Genomic DNA, 18710 nt, shown 5'->3' with positions numbered 1-18710 from the left:
GTTCTCTATTCAAAAAAGAAATTAGTTTTAAGGTTCGGGATTATAAAAAATGCTATTAGTTTAGATGTTGTTGACGTTAACCAACGTTTATAAATGAGAACAGTATTTGTTATAATCTTTTTTAGTATAATGACCTTAACGAGCTATACAATTCAAGCTCAAAATGACTTCGCAAAACTTGAAAAGAATGTCAATATAAGGGCCAAAGGTTTAATTCAAAAGTTAAATCATACCAAAGACACTTTAATTCTTAAAAGTGATTCACTTATTCGTAAAGTGTATTCTGTTAGTACAGATTATAAACGAGAAATTGACATGGCTGTTAACGCTAAGGATGTCAAGATTCCACTTAATAGACTAAGTAAAGGGAAGCATGTGTTTGTTGCCGTACAATCACCTATTCGTATTGTATTTGTCGTTAAAATTTTTAGAGATAACGAGTGGTTGTTAGCAATGGAAGAGGAGCGCTTAGCTTCTAAGAATGATAAGTAAAGACCTTACGCATCAATCGTATATCAAATACTTTGATCTGGTCTTTTTAAATGCTTCAAGACCTTTAATCCAAGTTTCACGTATGTCTTTTTCAGAAATACCAGCTTCTATTTGTGATTGTAAAGATTTTGTTCCAGCAAGTGTTGTAAAGTAATCATTAAAAAAGACCTTTTTGTCAATCGAATTTTGATAGGCTCTAATGAGGTATCCTAAGTCTAATTTGTTCATTTTTTGATGTTTACTTAAATCCTCACCATAACACAATACACCATCATTTTTTGGGTATTTAGAACCTTCATTTGGTGAAGGAATATATTTAAAAGTATAAATGGTTTTATCTAAATATGGGCTTCCATAAATTTGAAATTGCTTAGAAGTTCCTCGGCCAGCATTAACATTTGTGCCTTCAAAGAAACAAAGGCTAGGGTAGAGGTTAATACTTTGGTCGTTTGGTAAGTTTGGAGATGGTTTAACAGGCAAATTGTAATTTTTATCATGCGTGTAATTTTGCATATCTATCACTGTAATATCGCATGTTATCTTATCTTTTAACCAACCTTCGCCATTAATCATCTTTGCATATTCACCTATGGTCATACCATGAACAACAGGTATAGGATGCATACCAACAAAGCTTTCATGCTCTCGCTCTAAAATAGGACCATCTATATAACGTCCATTAGGGTTGGGTCTATCAAAAATGAGCATTGGAATATTTGCTTCTGCACAAGCCTCCATTACATAATGTAAACTAGAAATATAGGTGTAAAAACGTGCGCCTACATCCTGAATATCGAAGATTACAATATCTAAATTTGCCAATTGCTCTGGAGAAGGTTTTTTGTTTTTAGCGTAAATCGATACAATTGGAATTCCCGTTTTTGTGTCAACACCATCTTTTAATAGTTCTCCCGCATCTGCTTTGCCTCTAAACCCATGTTCGGGAGCAAAAACTTTAGAGACGGTAATCCCATCGTAATTGTGTAAATAATCAACCAAATGGTAAGTTTTAGTAGCGCTTCCCATCGTTGAGGCATCAATAGCTCGGCGTTCTAAAACGCTCATTATAGACGTTTGATTGGCAACAATTCCAACGCGTTTTCCTTTAAGTAACGGTACATATACACCTATTCGATTTGCCCCAACAATAATACTATCGCTCAATTTAGTGAAGGTTTCACTTTGGTGATTCATCTCATTATTTATAGCAGAATCAGTATTAGTTTTATTCCCACAGGAAATCAAGACTAAAACTAGCATTGTAATTATTGGGAAAACCCTATTTTTGAACATCGATAAACGCATTTTTTAATTTTGAATTACGAGTTTTTTATAGCTAAACGAATTATTGGTAGTAAATCGTATAAAAGTAGTGTTTCGGCGCCAATAATAAAAATTGGTATTGCTGCTATTACTATTGGTATTGTTGTAATGCTTATTGCGATTGCAACTGGTTTGGGGCTGCAGAAAAAGGTGAGAGAAAAAGTTGTAGCCTTTAATGGACATATCACTATAAATGAGTTTAATAGTAATGAGTCTAATGAGTCTATTGTTCCTATTTCTGTTACGCAGAATTTTTATCCTAAATTTAATAACGTAGATGGTGTCAAACATATACAGGCTGTGGCAACAAAATTTGGTATTGTTAGAACTGAAACCGATTTTGAAGGCATAGTATTAAAGGGTGTTGGTGCAGATTATGACTGGACTTATATCCAAGATTTTCTTGTAGAGGGTGAGTTGCCAGTTTATGAAGGTAAACTCAGTAATGATGTAGTCATTTCGAGCTATTTGGCAAACCGTTTAGGATTTAAATTAAATGATACTTTCCAGGTTGTTTTTAAAAAGGAGAGTATCGAAGACATTCCTTTTCAACGACGTTTTAAGATAGTTGGAATTTTTAACTCAGGATTTCAAGACATCGATAAGAATTTTATGATTGGAGACATAAGTCATATTCAACGTATGAATAAGTGGGAATCTAATGAGATTGGAAATTTTGAAGTCTACCTTAACGATTTTACTGAGCTTTCCGAAATTGAACAACAAATTAGAAACCAAACGCCTTCATTTTTAGATACACAGACCATAGAAGAAAAGTTTGACACCACTTTTGAATGGATTAAAATCTTTGACAATAATACCTACGGCATTATAGCTATTATGATTATAGTGGCAGGAATTAATATGATTACGGCTTTGCTTGTGCTTATTTTGGAACGTACGCAAATGATTGGGATTTTAAAGGCCTTAGGTAGTAGTAACTGGAGTATAAGGAAAATGTTTTTATATAATGCTACTTACCTCGTATGTTTAGGATTGTTTTGGGGCAACCTTATAGGTCTTGGTCTCCTCTTTGCTCAACAGAAATTTGGCGTGCTTAAATTTCCAGATCCAGAACAATATTATGTATCTATTATCCCAGTGCATATAGGATTAGATTATATTATTTTATTAAATATAGGCACCTTTATTGCCTGTTTCTTAATGCTATTGATACCGTCAATAATTATCACAAAGATTTCGCCTGTCAAAGCGATTCGATTTGAATAGCTAACTAACTATTTCTTTTTATTTGGGCGTTCCACTTTATCACTTTTTAGAGCTAAAGTGTCAGGCTGTTCGTTATATCTTTTTATTGTTTGAATTTTCACTGCGCTCAATTCCTATAAAAAGGATGCCACTGCCATCCTTAACGCGACTAGCTTAAAACCATATGGGCTTTCGTTTCATTTTTAATCTCATGTTATGAGAACTAAGATTTCCGAAGAAAACCTATTTAAATCTTGAGTTTTGTCTATTTTTGCATCGCAAAATAAAGACAATGGACTACGCAGAAAATATATTAGGTACAATTGGTAATACGCCATTAGTAAAATTAAATAAATTAACATCAGACTTGCCTTGTTTGGTATTGTCAAAATATGAAACATTTAACCCAGGGAACTCGGTTAAAGATCGTATGGCATTAAAAATGATTGAGGATGCCGAAGCCGATGGTCGTTTAAAACCAGGAGGAACAATTATTGAAGGGACTTCAGGAAACACAGGAATGGGTTTAGCCTTGGCAGCCATAGTAAAAGGTTATAAATGTATTTTCGTTATTAGCGATAAGCAATCTAAAGAGAAGATGGATATTCTTAGAGCTGTAGGAGCAGAGGTTGTTGTATGTCCAACAGATGTAGAGCCAGATGATCCAAGAAGTTATTATTCGGTATCAAAACGCTTAGGGGAAGAAACACCTAACTCTTGGTATGTGAACCAATATGATAATCCAAGCAACGCCAAAGCACATTACGAAAGTACTGGTCCAGAGATTTGGAAGCAAACCGATGGAAAAGTGACCCATTTTGTTGTAGGTGTTGGAACAGGAGGAACTATTTCTGGCGTAGGAAAATATCTAAAAGAACAAAATCCAGATGTGAAAGTTTGGGGTGTTGATACCTATGGAAGCGTGTTTAAAAAATACCATGAGACAGGTGTCTTTGATGAGAAAGAAATCTATCCTTATGTGACCGAAGGTATCGGTGAAGATATTTTACCCGAAAATGTAGATTTTTCGATTATCAACGGGTTTACAAAAGTAACCGATAAAGATGCCGCTGTATACACTCAGCTATTAGCTAAAGAAGAAGGTATGTTCTTGGGAAATAGCGCAGGAGCAGCGATTAAAGGTTTATTGCAGTTAAAAGACGAGTTTACTAAAGACGATGTTGTTGTGGTATTATTTCATGATCATGGCAGTCGTTATGTAGGTAAAATGTTTAACAACGAGTGGATGCGTGAGATGGGATATATAGATTAGTCCCTATCTAAATGTCTTTTTTAATCAATTTTTTAAGCAAAGCTATTTGTCCTAAATGGTAATGGGTGTGTTCAATAATACCTGTAATATTGCTATAGTAGTTACCATACTTGGGATCTGTAAAATTTTCCCATAATTGATCTTCGGTTAAAATTTCGATGTGTTTTGCTAAGGCTTCAGCGTTTGTCCAAACACGTTCTAGCATGTTTTGCCATTCACTTTCCGATGTAATTTTTGGATGGTCGTAACTAAACTTGTCTCTAATTTCGAGAGGTTTATTATTAAAAACGTCTAATACACCTGTAACATAATAACTTACATGGAAGGTAAGAGCTAGTATAGTATTGCAGTCAGATATTTCAGTTGTAGCATCTTTATAGCTAACATTGGCTAACTGATCTCTAAGGTTAGATGTCGTCCAATTTCCACCAAAATGAATGGCTCTAAAATGTTTGGCTAGTACTGTACTTAAGTTCATTTTTAGCTTAAAGGTAGTAAAAGTTACTTAACCTTCTTCATTGAAAAAGACCTTGTAATAGTGCATTTTTTTGTCTTCATCGTAACCCCGTTCTAAATACTCTGCTGAAGCATCGGGAGCATCCACATCCAGTTTTATTTGAATGTTGGTGTCGAGCTTGATTTCCGTTTTAATCTTCTGCTTTTGTTTTTTTAGAACTTTTTCAGAAACGTCAAATTGGTTTCTAATAAGCACGTTGTGGTCACTTTCGTATGTTTTTTTATAATCTTCAAAAAGCTGAATAGCGTCTTCTTTTTCAAAAACGTCTTCTTTAAAAGATTCGATATTCACAACTTCATGTTCCTTAAAGAAATCGACCGTTTTAGCCAAGAAATTACTTTGTTCTTGACCGCCAAACTGTGGCTGCATCACATCTTTTGAGAATTCCCGACACATTTCGATATAGTTCTTTGTATGTTGGTTTGAGTCATCGGGATATTTAATGTTTAAAAAGCTCTTAATCCAATACTGCGCATCATAGTTATTATTATCTACACTTAAAACTATTTTGCCTTCGGTGTCTGCTGCATTTAAAATTAAAACCCCTTTATCTACTTTTTTAGTGGCGATTCCTTTTTGGGTAATAATGTCATAACTACCCTGTTCTAAATAGGTTTGAAAGAAATGGGATTTGTTTTCAATTTTAAAAATACCAACAGCATCTGTTTGATAATCTTCGTATTGGATATCATGAAAAAGACAAACTATAACGTCTCCAGTCTTTATTTGAGCAGAATTTGATTGCTCAAACAAATGCATTACAATATGCTTTGAAATGTCTACAAAGTCGGTGTCGTCTTGCAAAATTTGAGAGGCATAGCTGTTAATTTCATTGAGATCTATATTAGCATGATGATTAAATCTATACGACTCAGCAAGGCTTGTGAAAGGACGCAATAAATAAGGTAAGATTAAATCATAACTTATTTCTTCAAAGTCTATAGGTTGCTCAGAAAATGCATTTTGAGTGCTATTAAATTTGTTCCCTACTTTGTGTAAAATACACTTAGAAATTGATGCTTTATTACGTTTGATCATGACAAAAATTTTGAGCCACAATACTACTAAATTTTGTGGTTAATAAATACAAAAACGCCAAAGAAAACTCTTTGGCGCCTTCATAAAGACTGAGGCATCGATTTGGTTGCTTTAAATGCGGTTATTGCTTAATAAATTCTACACGACGGTTTTGGGCTTTTCCTTCGGTTGTACTATTATCTCCTACAGGTTCGCTTTCTCCTTTTCCATCCGATATGAGTCTGCTTTTGTCAATTTTATAAACTTTAACAAGGGCCTGTTTAACAGCCTCTGCACGCGCTTTTGAAAGCGCCATATTGGTGTTGTCACCACCGTCAGAATCTGTATGTCCTACTATTTTTAATTTTATGCTTTCGTCTTGCATTAATACTTGAGATATTTGACGAATAATGCCGTATGATTGGGTTTGAATATTTGATGATCCTGAATCGAACAATATACCATTTGTAGAGATTTTGCCTTCAGAAAGTAATTTGCGCCTTAAGTCGACACCACCTTCCGCAATTTTTAAATTTTGAATAAATATAAATTCTTCGCCATCTTTAAAACCGTAAAGATTAAATTTGAGATAACCAATAGATGCGGGATCATAAATTAATTGGGGAATATCAACATACTTTTTCTCGTTTACCCAAAGTCTAAATCGTTTTTTGTTGACAGCAATAGAAATATGGGGCTTATTGATTACCGCTTTTCTTATATCTGCCGTTAATGTTGCATTAATTTTTTTGTCTGAGGGATCGGTGTTTCGCACTTGAATTCCGAAAGCTCCATATTGTCCAAAAGGGATAGTTACAAGAGCGTTTGTACGACCATCGGAAAACCCATTGTTGTCGTCTAAAACTATATATAGTCGTGCGGTTGAAGATGTTGGGCTGCCAACGCCTTTAGTTAGTATATCAAACTCAATAGTATATTCTTCTGGTAGTTTATCATCAATTAATGGAAGATATTTAATGCCGTAACCAGATTTTAGCTGAAACCAATTTCCTTCAGCCTTATTCGTTTTAACCACTTCACCAGAACCATTTGTATTCCATTTAGATGGGAAATCACCTATGAAATCTTGAGAAAAGTCGTCAAAAAACAAGAGTTTGTCGCCTGGAACGAAATCGTATTTACTCAATATTTCTAGATTGTCTGAAATATTGCTGTTAGCCTCTTCTTCACTATTGTTCGTGTCTTTGGTGTTGCCCGAATCTTCAGTTGACGATGAGTTGTTATCTGAATCTTCAGAAGTGTCAGTTTTGTTGTCTTTTTCCTCTTTCCGTTTTCGCTCTCCTAACAGGAGTTCTTTAGCTGTTTTTATGCTATATTTCAAGGCTTTTTTAGCTCTGTTAATTTGTAATGTAGCTTTCCCTTGTTTAAGCACATTTTGACCATCTAAATCTGATAGAATATCTGGGGCACTGTCACTTAAAATAGAAAGATCTTCCAATGCCTCTTCTAGAACATCAATATCTTCATCATCTAACGGTGTACCTGCGGCTGCATAACCATCACATTTGTATACTTTATCATAAATATCGAAAGACTCCCTAACAAAATTATCAACGCTAGAGATTCCAACACTACTTTTTGGTCTTTTAATTTTTTTGGTTTGCGCATGCGATAGGGGAAGAATAAATAGAAATAAGAAACAGGTAAGAAGGGGTTTTGAATATATTGATTTATATTCCATGAGGTTTATAACGAATTGATTAATAGCGAGTTTAAAGGTAATTAATCATATTCAATTAGCAAAGAACGATGTATAAATAGTTACTTTTTATGTATAGTTGGTTAAGGGATGTTTTAGGCTTCTTATTAAAATTCGTAAACAATTATAGCGTCATTATCACCTTTTGTAATAACTTCCAAAGCATTATCTCTATCTATATTGTTTAATTCTAATTGAGAGTTCGCATACACAGGGAAATTTCCAATTGGTTTGGCTTGACTATCGAAAAGGTAACCTCTCTTTGATTGAAGATCTGTAAGCGTAACATATATTTTATTGTTGATATAGAAAATTTTTGGAGCTGTATAATCTCCAAAATCTAATTCAATGGTTTTGGATTTTATCGTCAGTTTATTATCGTTAAGAACAACAAGGGTTTTGCTCGTTGTCGAGATTTTGTGGTCTGTATTAGCATTGAGATTTTTGTGGCTTACATGTCCAGATTGATTGATCTCTATAAGTTCTCCATTAGTGTTTGAAGTGGTAAATTTATTATTGTAAAGGTAGATTTCATTATCTGAAAAACTGATGTTTTCTTTGGCTGTAATTCTCTTTTTGCCAACACGATCAAGGATCTCAATTTTGTTGCCGTGAGCAAAAACGATATAGTCTTTACTTCCAATTCTGAAATGTTTAGGTTGAGAGGTGATTGTGTTTTCTGAAGACTTATACTTAAATCCTTCAACAATTTTTCCTTTTTTGTCATACATCAAAACAGACTTACCTTGAGTAATCATTAGTCTGTAATTTTTTCTTTTATCGTAATCAAATACAGATACAGGTTGCGTTATGTTGTCGTTAAATTTTAAAGGAAAAGCGCCTACATCTTTGCCGTTTCTATCTAAAACATAGAGTCGTTTTGCAGTATTGAATACCAGTTGTAATCGCCCATTTTTATAAGTGTCTATTTGATTAACGTCTCCAAGAATTGGGCCTTCAAGTTGTTTTTTCCAGAACACTTTTCCTGTATTAGAAATTAGATAGAGGTTGTTCTGTACATCTTGAACCACAATGTCCATTTGATTATTGGTGTGGTTTTTTAATAACTGCGGCTTTGATATTAAGTCCGAATCAATGGAAATATTAAATTCTTCACTTACGCTGTTATAACTAGCTTTTCTTTTTTGAGTTTTAAAAACGGCATTAACATGCGCGAAATTTATGTCGTAAACATATTGTATTGCAGACGTTTTAAAACGAGATATGTCTAAGTTTTTATCGTCAGTAAAATTTGCGTTTAAAATGTTGTTTAGCTCTGAAGAGTCTCCAAAAATTAATAAAGATGCTTCGTCACTAAGGTTTAGTTTTAGGTTTTTGTAAGACGAACTTTCAGATAAAACTAAATTATTTTGATAGGCCGAGATAATTGATTTTAGAACATCAACTTGATCCGAAAAAATAAAGAAGTCGTCAATATTGATATAGTGCGTGATTGATTGAGGTGTTTTTATTAGTGGAGAAACATAATTTAAGAACATGTCAGAACTGTTCAGTTGAAATAAATTGATTCCTCTATAGGTTTCAGTCGTGACTGTAGAATTCAAATTGTCTAGAGTAGAGATTGCATCAATCGATCTTAAAATGATGGCACTGGTCTCATTATCATGATGTACAGATCCAATTTCAACAATGTTCTGATATACGTCTGCATAGTCTTGTATAGAATCTTGAAATTTGTGTGCTATTAAATTTTCTTTGAAAACATCATAGTTATCAAAAGTGATACTTGAGAATCCAGAAATGTTTACTGGTAAAATACGTGCGATTTGATTTTCTTGAGGAATCGTATTCCTGAAAATGTTTATTAGGCTCTCAGTAGAATCTGACGCTTTTGTAATGCCGTTCAATAGAATTTCATTTTGAGAAATGTCACTATCTATGAGTGTATAATTCGAAAACTGTAAATCGTTTGTTACAGCGTTATTAAATATGGTAGGTTGCAACTGGTCTGTCTGGTGATTAAAAAAAATGGAAACCATTTTTTTGGAATCGGAGGTTTTAAAAATTGTTTCTAATTCGGCATTGACCTGCTTCTTAGGTTTAGCATTTTTAGTTGTTTCCAGAACATTTGAAACAAAAAGCACACTATCTATAATGGTGCTATAAAAACGTTTACCATTAAAATTTAATTGTCTAACCTTTGAGCTTGTGTCATAAAATGTTGAGTCGATTTGGAGATTTGGGATAGAATCGAGAGTAATGCCGTTTTTTGATAAAGGCGCTATAAAGCTAATTTCCAAACTGTCATTTTTGTCCTTGGATAAGGCAATTAAGCTATTGGTGTTATCTACATTATATATAGGTATAAGTTGAGCGTCAAAATTTTTGATGCTGGTATAGCTCTTCACTGCTTGTATTAAGGTGTTGTTTTTTAATCCATTTTCTAAACCTTCCGAAGAATTAATCTTTATAATGATTTGCGAATTTTCGGGAACAAGGGATAATAAACTTGTAGATTTTGACTTAGAATTTTTGCAGTTATATAATATGGTACAGCAAAAAAAGATGAACCAGACTTTTTTCATGTAATAGATTTTTACAAATATAAAAAGTTACAGGTCTAATTTAAGTTGTTCTGGTAATAATCTAAAAGATTTTCTATGGTACTTCGTTATACCATATTTTTTTATTGCAGCGCGATGTTCTTTTGTTGGATAGCCTTTGTTTTGTTTCCAATTATACATTGGGAATTCTTTATGTATGCATTCCATATATTCATCTCTATATGTTTTAGCTAATACCGAAGCGGCTGCAATTGATAAGAACTTACTATCGCCTTTAACGATGGTCTCATGTTTAATAGAGCCATATGGTTTAAATCTATTACCATCTACAATAATAAACTCAGGAGTTGTGTTTAGTTGCTCAATAGATTTATGCATGGCAAGTATGGAGGCATTCAATATATTGATGTCGTCAATAGTATTTGGGAAAATATGAGCATAGGCATGTGTAACGGCGTCACTTTCAATAATTGGTTTGAGAATATTTCTATTCTTTTCTGAAAGTTGTTTGGAGTCATTCAATATATCGTTGTTGTAGGTTGGTGGCAAGATTACTGCAGCAGCAGTGACTGGCCCAGCCAAACAACCCCTTCCAGCTTCGTCGGTGCCACATTCTAAATTCAAATTGGAAAAAGATGATTTAAGTCTCAAAATGTTAAAGTTTGGACAAAGTTAAAATTTTAACGCAACCTAATTCATGTTTATGTATCTAATTACTAGTAATAACAAGGTTTTAGAAGCTAAAAATGGATTAAAGCTATTTAATTACTTGTTAACATTTTTTTAGTATAAATACTTGTTTATTTAATATATTATTAAGATGTTTGCGCTAGACTAACTCAAATAATTGTTTTATGAAATTAAAGTTAACATGGTTAATGACGCTATTTATGGCGTTTGTGATGCAACTCTCTTTCGCGCAAGAGAAAACGGTCACAGGAACAGTTACATCGGCTGTAGACGGATTTCCGTTGCCTGGTGTAAGTGTAATAGTAAAAGGAACTGCACGTGGAGTTCAAACAGATTTTGATGGTAATTATTCTATCAAAGCGAGTGCAAATGAAACTTTAGTTTTTACGTATGTAGGAACTAAAACTGTTGAAGAAGTTGTTGGAAGTAGATCTTCTATCAATGTTTCAATGCAGGAAGATGCAGCTGTTTTGGACGAAGTAGTAGTTACAGGGTATAGAACCCAAAGTAAAGCGACGTCAAGTGTTTCTCAAGTAAGAGTGACAGCTGAAACTATTGAAAACAGACCGAATGCGAGTTTTGTTCAAACATTATCTGGTCAAGCTCCAGGTTTGAATATTACAACTAGTTCTGGTCAGCCAGGTGGTAATTCATTAGTTCAACTTCGTGGTGTTGCATCTATTAATGGTAACACTGAACCATTATTTATTATAGATGGTGCTCCTGTTGATGAAGACAACTTTAGATCTCTTAACCCACAGGATATTGCGTCTATCGACATCTTAAAGGATGCTGGTGCAACTGCAATTTATGGTAACAGAGGTGCAAATGGTGTTATCATCATTAAAACACGTCAAGGTAATTTTGGAGAAGGACTTAAAGTAAACTACAATGGATATGTAGCTTACAGTACACTTCAGGATAATGATTACAATATCATGGATGCTCAAGATTTACTTCGTTATGAAAGATTGAGAGGAAATGGTGCTGGTGCTGGTAACAGTACAGGTGTATTTAACCCTGGTGCTGGTTCACCTTTAACAGATGCTCAAATTGAAGCGGCTCCTAATTTCGACTGGACAGATTTCTTTTTCCGTACAGGTGTAACACAGAGTCATACTTTATCATTAACAAGTGGTAGTGATAATGCATCTCAATTTACTTCTTTTGGTTTTCAAGATACTGAAGGGGTATTACAGGATTCAGATTTAAAACGTTTCAACTTAAGAACAAACGTTACTGGAAAATCTAGTAATGACAAATTTAGATATGGCGCTAACTTGAGTATTAACTACTCTAAGTCAAATGAGCCAAATAGTATTGGTAGTGGAGCGATTAACAGAAACTATGTACTAGGTGCATACCAATCTGTTCCTTACATCTCTACTGCAGATTACTCTAATGGTGCAGATTTATTATCACCATTATCATTTACAAACACACCTTTATTCTTATATGATAGATTATTAACTTATACTCGTTTCGAGGAAGAGGTTAAGGCTATTGGTAGTGTTAATTTTAGTTATGATATTACAGACTGGTTAACTGCTGGGGTTGTATTATCTGGTGATTATCAAAGTGAGTTCTTAACTCGTGCTGAAGGACCAGAATCGTTTAACGCGATTTTATTCGGTGGAGCTGAAAACCCAACTTCTGGTTTCCAAGATCAACAATCAACAAGACAGTTTGCTTACAACCAAGTAACATCTTTAAACTTTAACAAAACCTTTGCTGATAAGCATACGGTTGACGTTGGATTATATACTGAGTACTTTAAGGCTCACTTCAGAACTTTCGGATATAGACAAAATGGTTTAGATCCTAAAACGTTCTTCCCTGGAGATGGTAGTGGATTTATTACTCCTGCAAATGGTTTATTCGGAGATTTTGCTAATGCAAACATCTTAAACGCAGGTTTATTCTCTTACTTCGCTTCTTTAGATTATGATTACGATACAAAGTATGGTTTCTCTGCGACTGTTCGTCGTGATGCATCTTACCGTTTTGCTGGTTCTAATAGATGGGCAACTTTCTATTCTGTTTCTGGTCGTTGGAATATTTCTAACGAATCATTTATGGATGATTCAGCAATTGACAACTTAAAGTTAAGAGCATCTTACGGTACAGCGGGTAACCAAGATATCGTTGGATTAGGATACTTTGGAGGTCCAGATTTAACTGAAGATTTCTTCGGAACAGGTCCTGGATACGGAAATGCTAACTCAATTGGTTTAGCTCAGTTAGGTAACCGTTCATTAGAATGGGAAACTGTTACACAAACAAACATCGGTATTGATTTCGGTGTATGGAACAGTAGATTACGTGGTGCTGTAGATGTATATGAAAAAGAAACTTCGGATCTTTTCCAAAGTACACCTTTATCAGCTACAACTGGTGTAACTCAACAAAATGCAAATACAGGTTTATTATATAACAGAGGTATTGACTTTACTGTTGACTATGATGTATTTAAACCAAAAACTGAAGGTGGTTTCGGAATGTCTGTTGGAATCGTAGGTAACTACAATCAAACAGAATTACAAGATATTCCAAATACTGAAGGTGAAATAATCGGTTTAGGTCGTAATGGAGGTATCTTATTTGAAATCTTTTCTTTACGATATGCAGGTGTTAACCCAGCAAATGGTAACTTACTTTACTTAACTGCTAATGGTGATGTTACTGAAAGTCCTGATGCCGATACTGACCGTGTATGGTTAGATAAAAACTTAACTCCTGAGTGGAATGGTAGTTTCAAAGTTAATTTTGATTACAAAAACTTCTTCTTACAAACTCAGTTTAACTATGTTCTTGGTGTAGATCGTTTTGACAATGATTACGCTGGATTTATTAACGCAGATAACGTTGGACAGTTTAACTTCTCTAGAGATATCTTAAGAGAGTGGACTCAGCCAGGTGATATCACTGATATTCCTTCTCCAACTGCAACAAACAGAAACTCTTTTGGATCTGACCGTTTCTTAAGAAGCGCTGACTACTTAAGATTACGTTTTGCAAGTTTTGGATACAATGTTCCTGCTAAATTTTTAGAGAACACAGGTATCTCTAATGCAAGAGTATATGTAAACGGAGAAAACTTAATCACATGGTCTGAATGGAGAGGTTTTGATGCTGAATCTAACGGTGGACAAAGATCATATCCAACTCCAAGAACAATCTCTGTAGGATTTGAATTAGGATTTTAAAAAAAAACACACATGAAAAAATTTAGTAAAATATTATTTGTCGGACTCTTAACTATAGTTATGGGTTGTAACGACGCAATTGATATCAGACAACCAGGTAGACTTGATGCACAAAATGCATTCCGTTCGGTTGATGATTTACAGCAAGGTTTACTTTCTGTATATAACCAGTGGGATTTAACTCCTGAGATCGCTTTCGCTTCTAACTTTACTGATGAGTTATCTGTCGGATTTGATAGTGGTGGACAAGGTTTTGCATTATATGACTTTGTATTAAACGCAGGAAGTGTTGCGGCTTCAAATTTTTGGGTACGTAACTATAGAGTAAATAACAGAGCAACGCTTCTTATTGAAGCTGCTGCTAATATTACTCCTGAAGCTGATGAACAAGATCAGTACAATAACATTTTAGCTCAAGTATATGCAATTAGAGCATATGCTAACTTAGAGTTATTAACTTACTTTAGTCCAGACCCTACAGATGACACAACTTTAGCTGCTCCTGTGGTTGATTTTGTAGCACCTTTAGATTACCAGCCATTAAGAAATACAACTGGTGAGATGTGGGATTATGTTAATGCTGATTTAAATACGGCATTAAGTTTAAGTAATGTACAGTCTAATGCAACATTTATTTCTACTGATGCTATTAACGCAATGAGAGCGAGAGCAGCATTAACTAGAAAAGATTATGGTACTGCTCAAACATTATCTAGTCAATTATTATCTGCTTACCCATTGGCTAATCAAGCGCAATACCAAGCAATGTTCTTAGATAATGATAATACTGAGATTATTTTCAAATTAGAAAGAGTTGTAAACGGTCCTTATGATGGACAAGGAACTACTGGTTCTGTTACAGCTGGAGGATGGGCTGGTGCTCGTTTTGCATTCGTTGATGCAACTTTAGCAGGTTCTCCTTATTTTGAAATGGACAGAGGTTTATTTAATTTAATTGATACTGACGATGTGAGATTTGATGTGAATATCGCTCCTACATCTGTAATCAATCCAGATTATGCTACAGATCCAGATCCAGTAAATACTGATATCTTAGTGATTCAAAAGTACCCAGGTTCTGAAGGTAGACCATTAATGAATGATTTAAAAGTATTTAGATCTTCTGAAATGTTATTAATCCTTGCTGAATCTAGAGTTGCAATTAGTAACGATTTAACTGGTGCGGCTACATTGATTAAGCAAATTAGAGATGCAAGATTAGGTTCTGCGCAACCATTACCATCTTATGCTTCTGCTCAAGAAGCTTACGCGGCTATCTTAGATGAAAGAAGAGTAGAGCTTTGTTTTGAAGGATTCCGTTACAAAGATTTAAAGCGTATTGGAGTTGCTGCTAACAGAGGAATTGATAGAGATCAGACTGATTGTACGACACAAAGTGGTGCTTGTACATTAGCTGCTTCTGATTTTAGATTTACTTTACCTATTCCAATTATCGAGATTAACGCTAATGCTGGAATTGGATCGCAACAAAATCCTGGTTACTAATCAAAAATTCTTATAATTATGAAAAATAATATATTAAAATTAACCCTTGCTTTATTAGTTGCGTTTTCGTACACTAGTTGTGAGGAAGACCTTATAATCTATGATGCAGATGGAGGTCAAACAGGACTGTCTTTTGCAAGAGCTTCTCAAACTGTTGAGTTCTGTGCTGGAAGTGGTACTGTAACTGTTGAGTCTACGACTAGGTCTAGCTCAGATAGAACGATTTCAATCAATGTAAATTCTGAGTTAACAACAGCTATGGCGGCAGAATATACTGTTGCAAACTCTGTAACAATTCCGGCAGGTGAGTTTGTTGGGACGACTGTTGTAGATGTTAACTTTGCGGCTATCCCAGAAGGATCGTCTAGAGTGTTAGCCTTAGATGTAGTTGCTGCAGATGGAAGTGTTATTAATACTAGAGGAACAACTCAATTGTCATTCTCGAGTGCATGTACATTAAACGAAGTTAAATTTGACTTTATCTTCGATAACTATCCTGAAGAAACTGCTTGGCAATTATTTGATGCTGATTCTGGTGACTTTATCGATGGAGATACTGGATTTGGAAACTATGATGATTTAGAGACATTCTCTGTAACATTATGTATTCCTGATGGAAACTATGATTTCGTAGTTTTCGATCAGTTCCAAGATGGTATCTGCTGTGCATATGGTAACGGGTCTATCAATGGTAACCTTATAGCTTGTGATGGAAACACTGCGCTATTTGATCAAATTGATGCTTTCGGAGCTAATATTGTTAGATCTTTCTCAGTAGGAAACTAATCATATATTACATATAGATATAAAAAGCGACCAAATTGGTCGCTTTTTTATTTTTTTTATGATTTCCTTATTCTAGAATTATTAATTTGCGCCTTAATTGAATTTTAATAATATGCTTAGATCATATATTGTTTATGTCTTTATCTTCTTTTCTATAAGCACATTTTATGCCCAAACTTTGGAGCCTAATAAGAATGTAAAAGCTAACAAAAAAATCTTGCAACCAAATACTTTAAATGATAGTGTAAGAACCAGAGGTAAAACCAATAAGGTAAATAGTAGTGTTGCTAAAATTGAGCAGTATAAAATGTATGACCTTGATGGTAATATTGAATTAGTTGATACATCATTAACCATACAAAAGGAATATAAATTTAATTACTTACGAAAAGACAATTTTGGATTGATAGCATTTGCTAATCTAGGACAAACGTATAATCAGCTTACAAGGGATTTTAAAGGGCATAGATTACTTCCAGAGTTTGGGGCTCGGGCAAGGCACTTTAATTATATGGAAGTTGAAGACATTAGATATTATGAAGTACCGACACCTCTAACCGAATTATTTTTTAAAACTGCGTTTAAACAGGGGCAACTCCTTGATGCTTTTTTTACGGTGAATACATCAAGAGAGTTTAACTTTTCAATTGCATATAAAGGTCTTAGATCTCTTGGAAACTACCAACACACCCTTACTAGCACTGGTAATTTAAGATTTACCACGAATTTTAAAACTAAAAATGGTAAATATGCTGCAAAGGCTCACATCACGACTCAAGATTTGATGAATGAAGAAAACGGAGGATTAAGAACTGAGGATTTACCTAATTTCGAATCTGGTAATCCGGATTTCATCGATAGGGCAGTTTTCGACCCTAATTTTGAAAATGCCGAAAATATTTTAGTTGGAAAGAGATTCTATTTGAATCATCAGTATAATCTGATAAGAGCTAAAGATTCTTTAGGTAGCACATTAGCGATAAAGAATATAATAAATTTTGAAGATAAATATTTTCAATATGACCAAACAACTAGTAGCGTCAACTTTTTTGGCGACTCCTTTAATCAGAGTAATATCAAAGATAGAGCAACATTAGAGAACTTTCACACTGAGTTGGCAGTAAATTATATTCAACCTGTTCTTGGTAATATTGATTTTGGTATTGGCTATAACGATATTAATTATGGCTACGATAAGGTGACTATTCTGAATAATGAACAAATTCCCAATAGAATAAAAGATCAAATTGTTAATCTAAACGGAAGCTATTCTAATCAGTTTGGTAACGTCCTATTGAACTTTGACTTTGGTTTTAATGTGATTGGCGACTTTGAGGGCAGTTATTTTTTAGGTCAATTACAATATAATTTGAATAAAGACATAAAGCTCGAAGGAGTGGTTGGAAGAAATTCTAATGCTCCAAATTATAATCTTTTACTTAATCAAAGCGATTATATCAATTATAATTGGAATAATATTAACACCTTTAGTAATCAAATAAATAACAATATTTCAGTTAAAGTTGTTTCTGATAAGTTTTTCAATGTTTCTGCACAGTTTACTACAATTGATAATTTATCTTTCTTTTCAACAGAAGGAGAATCTAATGTAATTAAACCTAAACAATTAGACCAATCCATTAATTTATATAAAATTAGACTTGATAAAGAATTTAGATATGGCAAATTTGCATTAGACAACTCTATATTATATCAAAATGTGAAAGATGACAGTAAGTCGCTTAACTTGCCAGAACTTGTTGTTAGAAATAGTTTATATTATTCAAATCACTTTTTTAAGAAAAATGCATTATTTCTTCAGACAGGAATAACCTTTAATTATTTTACGGATTACTACATGGATGGTTATGACCCTCTATTGTCAGAATTTTATACTCAAACCCAAAGTAAGATCGGTGGATTTCCAAGACTAGATTTCTTTCTTAATGCTAAAATAAGGCAAACTAGGTTCTTTTTTAAGTTAGAACATTTCAATGCTTCCTTTACAGGTTACGACTATTTTTCTGCACCAAACAATCCTTATCGTGATTTTAATGTTCGATTTGGACTGGTTTGGGATTTCTTTTTATAAAAAAAAAAAGGTTTGTAAAGCGTTCATTATAAGGGGTTGTGGGGTTTGAAAAAAAATAGTTTAAAAAAAGCTTGAAAAAGTTTTGGTGGAAAGAAAAAAGGGGTTGTATATTTGCACCCGCTAACGAGATAAGTTAGTAAAGTTCTGGGGTAATATTTTGGTTAAATAGGGAGTTAGAAAAAATAATTCAAAAAAAAATCAAATAGTTATTGTGGGAATAAAAAAAGGGTTTTATATTTGCACCCGCTTAGGTAATAAAGTGCTTAAGAAAAGATAATAAAAAAGTTCATTAACATATTGAATTGACAGCGTAAGGAAGTTATTGGAAACGATAATTTTCGAACAAAAGAATAG

Annotated in this window: 13 protein-coding genes; 7 read left to right on the top strand and 6 right to left on the bottom strand. The window is 33.8% G+C overall.

The window, feature by feature from the left end:
* The first annotated feature begins 93 nt into the window (after window positions 1-93).
* Window positions 94-492 (top strand): hypothetical protein, encoded by a 399-nt coding sequence (locus Q0893_RS10420; RefSeq protein ID WP_299275218.1) that lies wholly within the window; start codon window positions 94-96, stop codon window positions 490-492.
* A gap of 12 nt (window positions 493-504) precedes the next feature.
* Here the strand turns inward: Q0893_RS10420 and Q0893_RS10415 are convergent, their stop codons facing one another.
* Window positions 505-1752 (bottom strand): DUF1343 domain-containing protein, encoded by a 1248-nt coding sequence (locus Q0893_RS10415; protein ID WP_298902709.1) that lies wholly within the window; start codon window positions 1750-1752, stop codon window positions 505-507.
* Between the two features lie 54 nt (window positions 1753-1806).
* On the opposite strand from Q0893_RS10415, the gene Q0893_RS10410 reads away from it, so the two are divergent.
* Window positions 1807-3045 (top strand): FtsX-like permease family protein, encoded by a 1239-nt coding sequence (locus Q0893_RS10410; protein WP_298902710.1) that lies wholly within the window; start codon window positions 1807-1809, stop codon window positions 3043-3045.
* A 271-nt stretch (window positions 3046-3316) separates the two neighbouring features.
* Entirely contained in the window at window positions 3317-4297 is a 981-nt protein-coding gene (locus Q0893_RS10405) for a PLP-dependent cysteine synthase family protein (RefSeq protein ID WP_298902711.1), read from the top strand.
* A gap of 7 nt (window positions 4298-4304) precedes the next feature.
* On the opposite strand, the gene Q0893_RS10400 is transcribed toward Q0893_RS10405, so the two are convergent.
* The 5 genes from Q0893_RS10400 to Q0893_RS10380 all read right to left on the bottom strand — a co-directional run bounded on the left by Q0893_RS10400 (window position 4305) and on the right by Q0893_RS10380 (window position 10727).
* Complete coding sequence (locus tag Q0893_RS10400) at window positions 4305-4775, bottom strand: DUF1572 domain-containing protein (protein WP_299275213.1); 471 nt, start codon at window positions 4773-4775, stop codon at window positions 4305-4307.
* Window positions 4776-4802: 27 nt separating this feature from the next.
* Window positions 4803-5852, bottom strand: a complete 1050-nt coding sequence (locus Q0893_RS10395) for a nucleoid-associated protein (protein ID WP_299275209.1) — start codon at window positions 5850-5852, stop codon at window positions 4803-4805.
* A 121-nt stretch (window positions 5853-5973) separates the two neighbouring features.
* The gene (locus tag Q0893_RS10390) at window positions 5974-7533 is read right to left on the bottom strand and encodes an OmpA family protein (protein ID WP_299275206.1); all 1560 of its coding nucleotides are present in this window, start codon (window positions 7531-7533) and stop codon (window positions 5974-5976) included.
* 125 nt (window positions 7534-7658) lie between these two features.
* Window positions 7659-10097, bottom strand: coding sequence for a ribonuclease HII (locus Q0893_RS10385; protein ID WP_299275203.1), 2439 nt, complete (start codon window positions 10095-10097; stop codon window positions 7659-7661).
* A gap of 27 nt (window positions 10098-10124) precedes the next feature.
* Window positions 10125-10727, bottom strand: a complete 603-nt coding sequence (locus Q0893_RS10380) for a ribonuclease HII (RefSeq protein ID WP_298902719.1) — start codon at window positions 10725-10727, stop codon at window positions 10125-10127.
* Between the two features lie 203 nt (window positions 10728-10930).
* Here Q0893_RS10380 and Q0893_RS10375 point away from each other — a divergent pair, with 203 nt between their 5' ends.
* The 4 genes from Q0893_RS10375 (at window position 10931) to Q0893_RS10360 (ending at window position 18356) form a co-directional block, all read left to right on the top strand.
* The gene (locus Q0893_RS10375; protein WP_298902720.1) at window positions 10931-13972 is read left to right on the top strand and encodes a SusC/RagA family TonB-linked outer membrane protein; all 3042 of its coding nucleotides are present in this window, start codon (window positions 10931-10933) and stop codon (window positions 13970-13972) included.
* A 12-nt stretch (window positions 13973-13984) separates the two neighbouring features.
* On the top strand, window positions 13985-15478 hold the full coding sequence (locus Q0893_RS10370; RefSeq protein ID WP_298902721.1) for a RagB/SusD family nutrient uptake outer membrane protein: 1494 nt from the start codon (window positions 13985-13987) through the stop codon (window positions 15476-15478).
* Between the two features lie 18 nt (window positions 15479-15496).
* A complete protein-coding gene (locus Q0893_RS10365) occupies window positions 15497-16264 on the top strand; it encodes a hypothetical protein (protein ID WP_298902722.1) in 768 nt (255 codons plus the stop codon).
* 112 nt (window positions 16265-16376) lie between these two features.
* Window positions 16377-18356, top strand: a complete 1980-nt coding sequence (locus Q0893_RS10360) for a putative porin (RefSeq protein ID WP_299275197.1) — start codon at window positions 16377-16379, stop codon at window positions 18354-18356.
* The last annotated feature ends 354 nt before the right edge of the window (window positions 18357-18710 follow it).

This window comes from uncultured Psychroserpens sp., from assembly GCF_947494225.1.
Lineage (GTDB): Bacteria > Bacteroidota > Bacteroidia > Flavobacteriales > Flavobacteriaceae > Psychroserpens.
This window is presented reverse-complemented; position numbering and strand designations above follow the sequence as displayed.

Coding starts and splice junctions, on each gene's coding strand:
- Q0893_RS10385 (WP_299275203.1), bottom strand. CDS start 10,097: ATGAAAAAAGTCTGGTTCATCTTTTTTTGCTGTACCATATTATATAAC.
- Q0893_RS10375 (WP_298902720.1), top strand. CDS start 10,931: ATGAAATTAAAGTTAACATGGTTAATGACGCTATTTATGGCGTTTGTG.
- Q0893_RS10420 (WP_299275218.1), top strand. CDS start 94: ATGAGAACAGTATTTGTTATAATCTTTTTTAGTATAATGACCTTAACG.
- Q0893_RS10365 (WP_298902722.1), top strand. CDS start 15,497: ATGAAAAATAATATATTAAAATTAACCCTTGCTTTATTAGTTGCGTTT.
- Q0893_RS10415 (WP_298902709.1), bottom strand. CDS start 1,752: ATGCTAGTTTTAGTCTTGATTTCCTGTGGGAATAAAACTAATACTGAT.
- Q0893_RS10390 (WP_299275206.1), bottom strand. CDS start 7,533: ATGGAATATAAATCAATATATTCAAAACCCCTTCTTACCTGTTTCTTA.
- Q0893_RS10370 (WP_298902721.1), top strand. CDS start 13,985: ATGAAAAAATTTAGTAAAATATTATTTGTCGGACTCTTAACTATAGTT.
- Q0893_RS10360 (WP_299275197.1), top strand. CDS start 16,377: ATGCTTAGATCATATATTGTTTATGTCTTTATCTTCTTTTCTATAAGC.
- Q0893_RS10400 (WP_299275213.1), bottom strand. CDS start 4,775: ATGAACTTAAGTACAGTACTAGCCAAACATTTTAGAGCCATTCATTTT.
- Q0893_RS10395 (WP_299275209.1), bottom strand. CDS start 5,852: ATGATCAAACGTAATAAAGCATCAATTTCTAAGTGTATTTTACACAAA.
- Q0893_RS10405 (WP_298902711.1), top strand. CDS start 3,317: ATGGACTACGCAGAAAATATATTAGGTACAATTGGTAATACGCCATTA.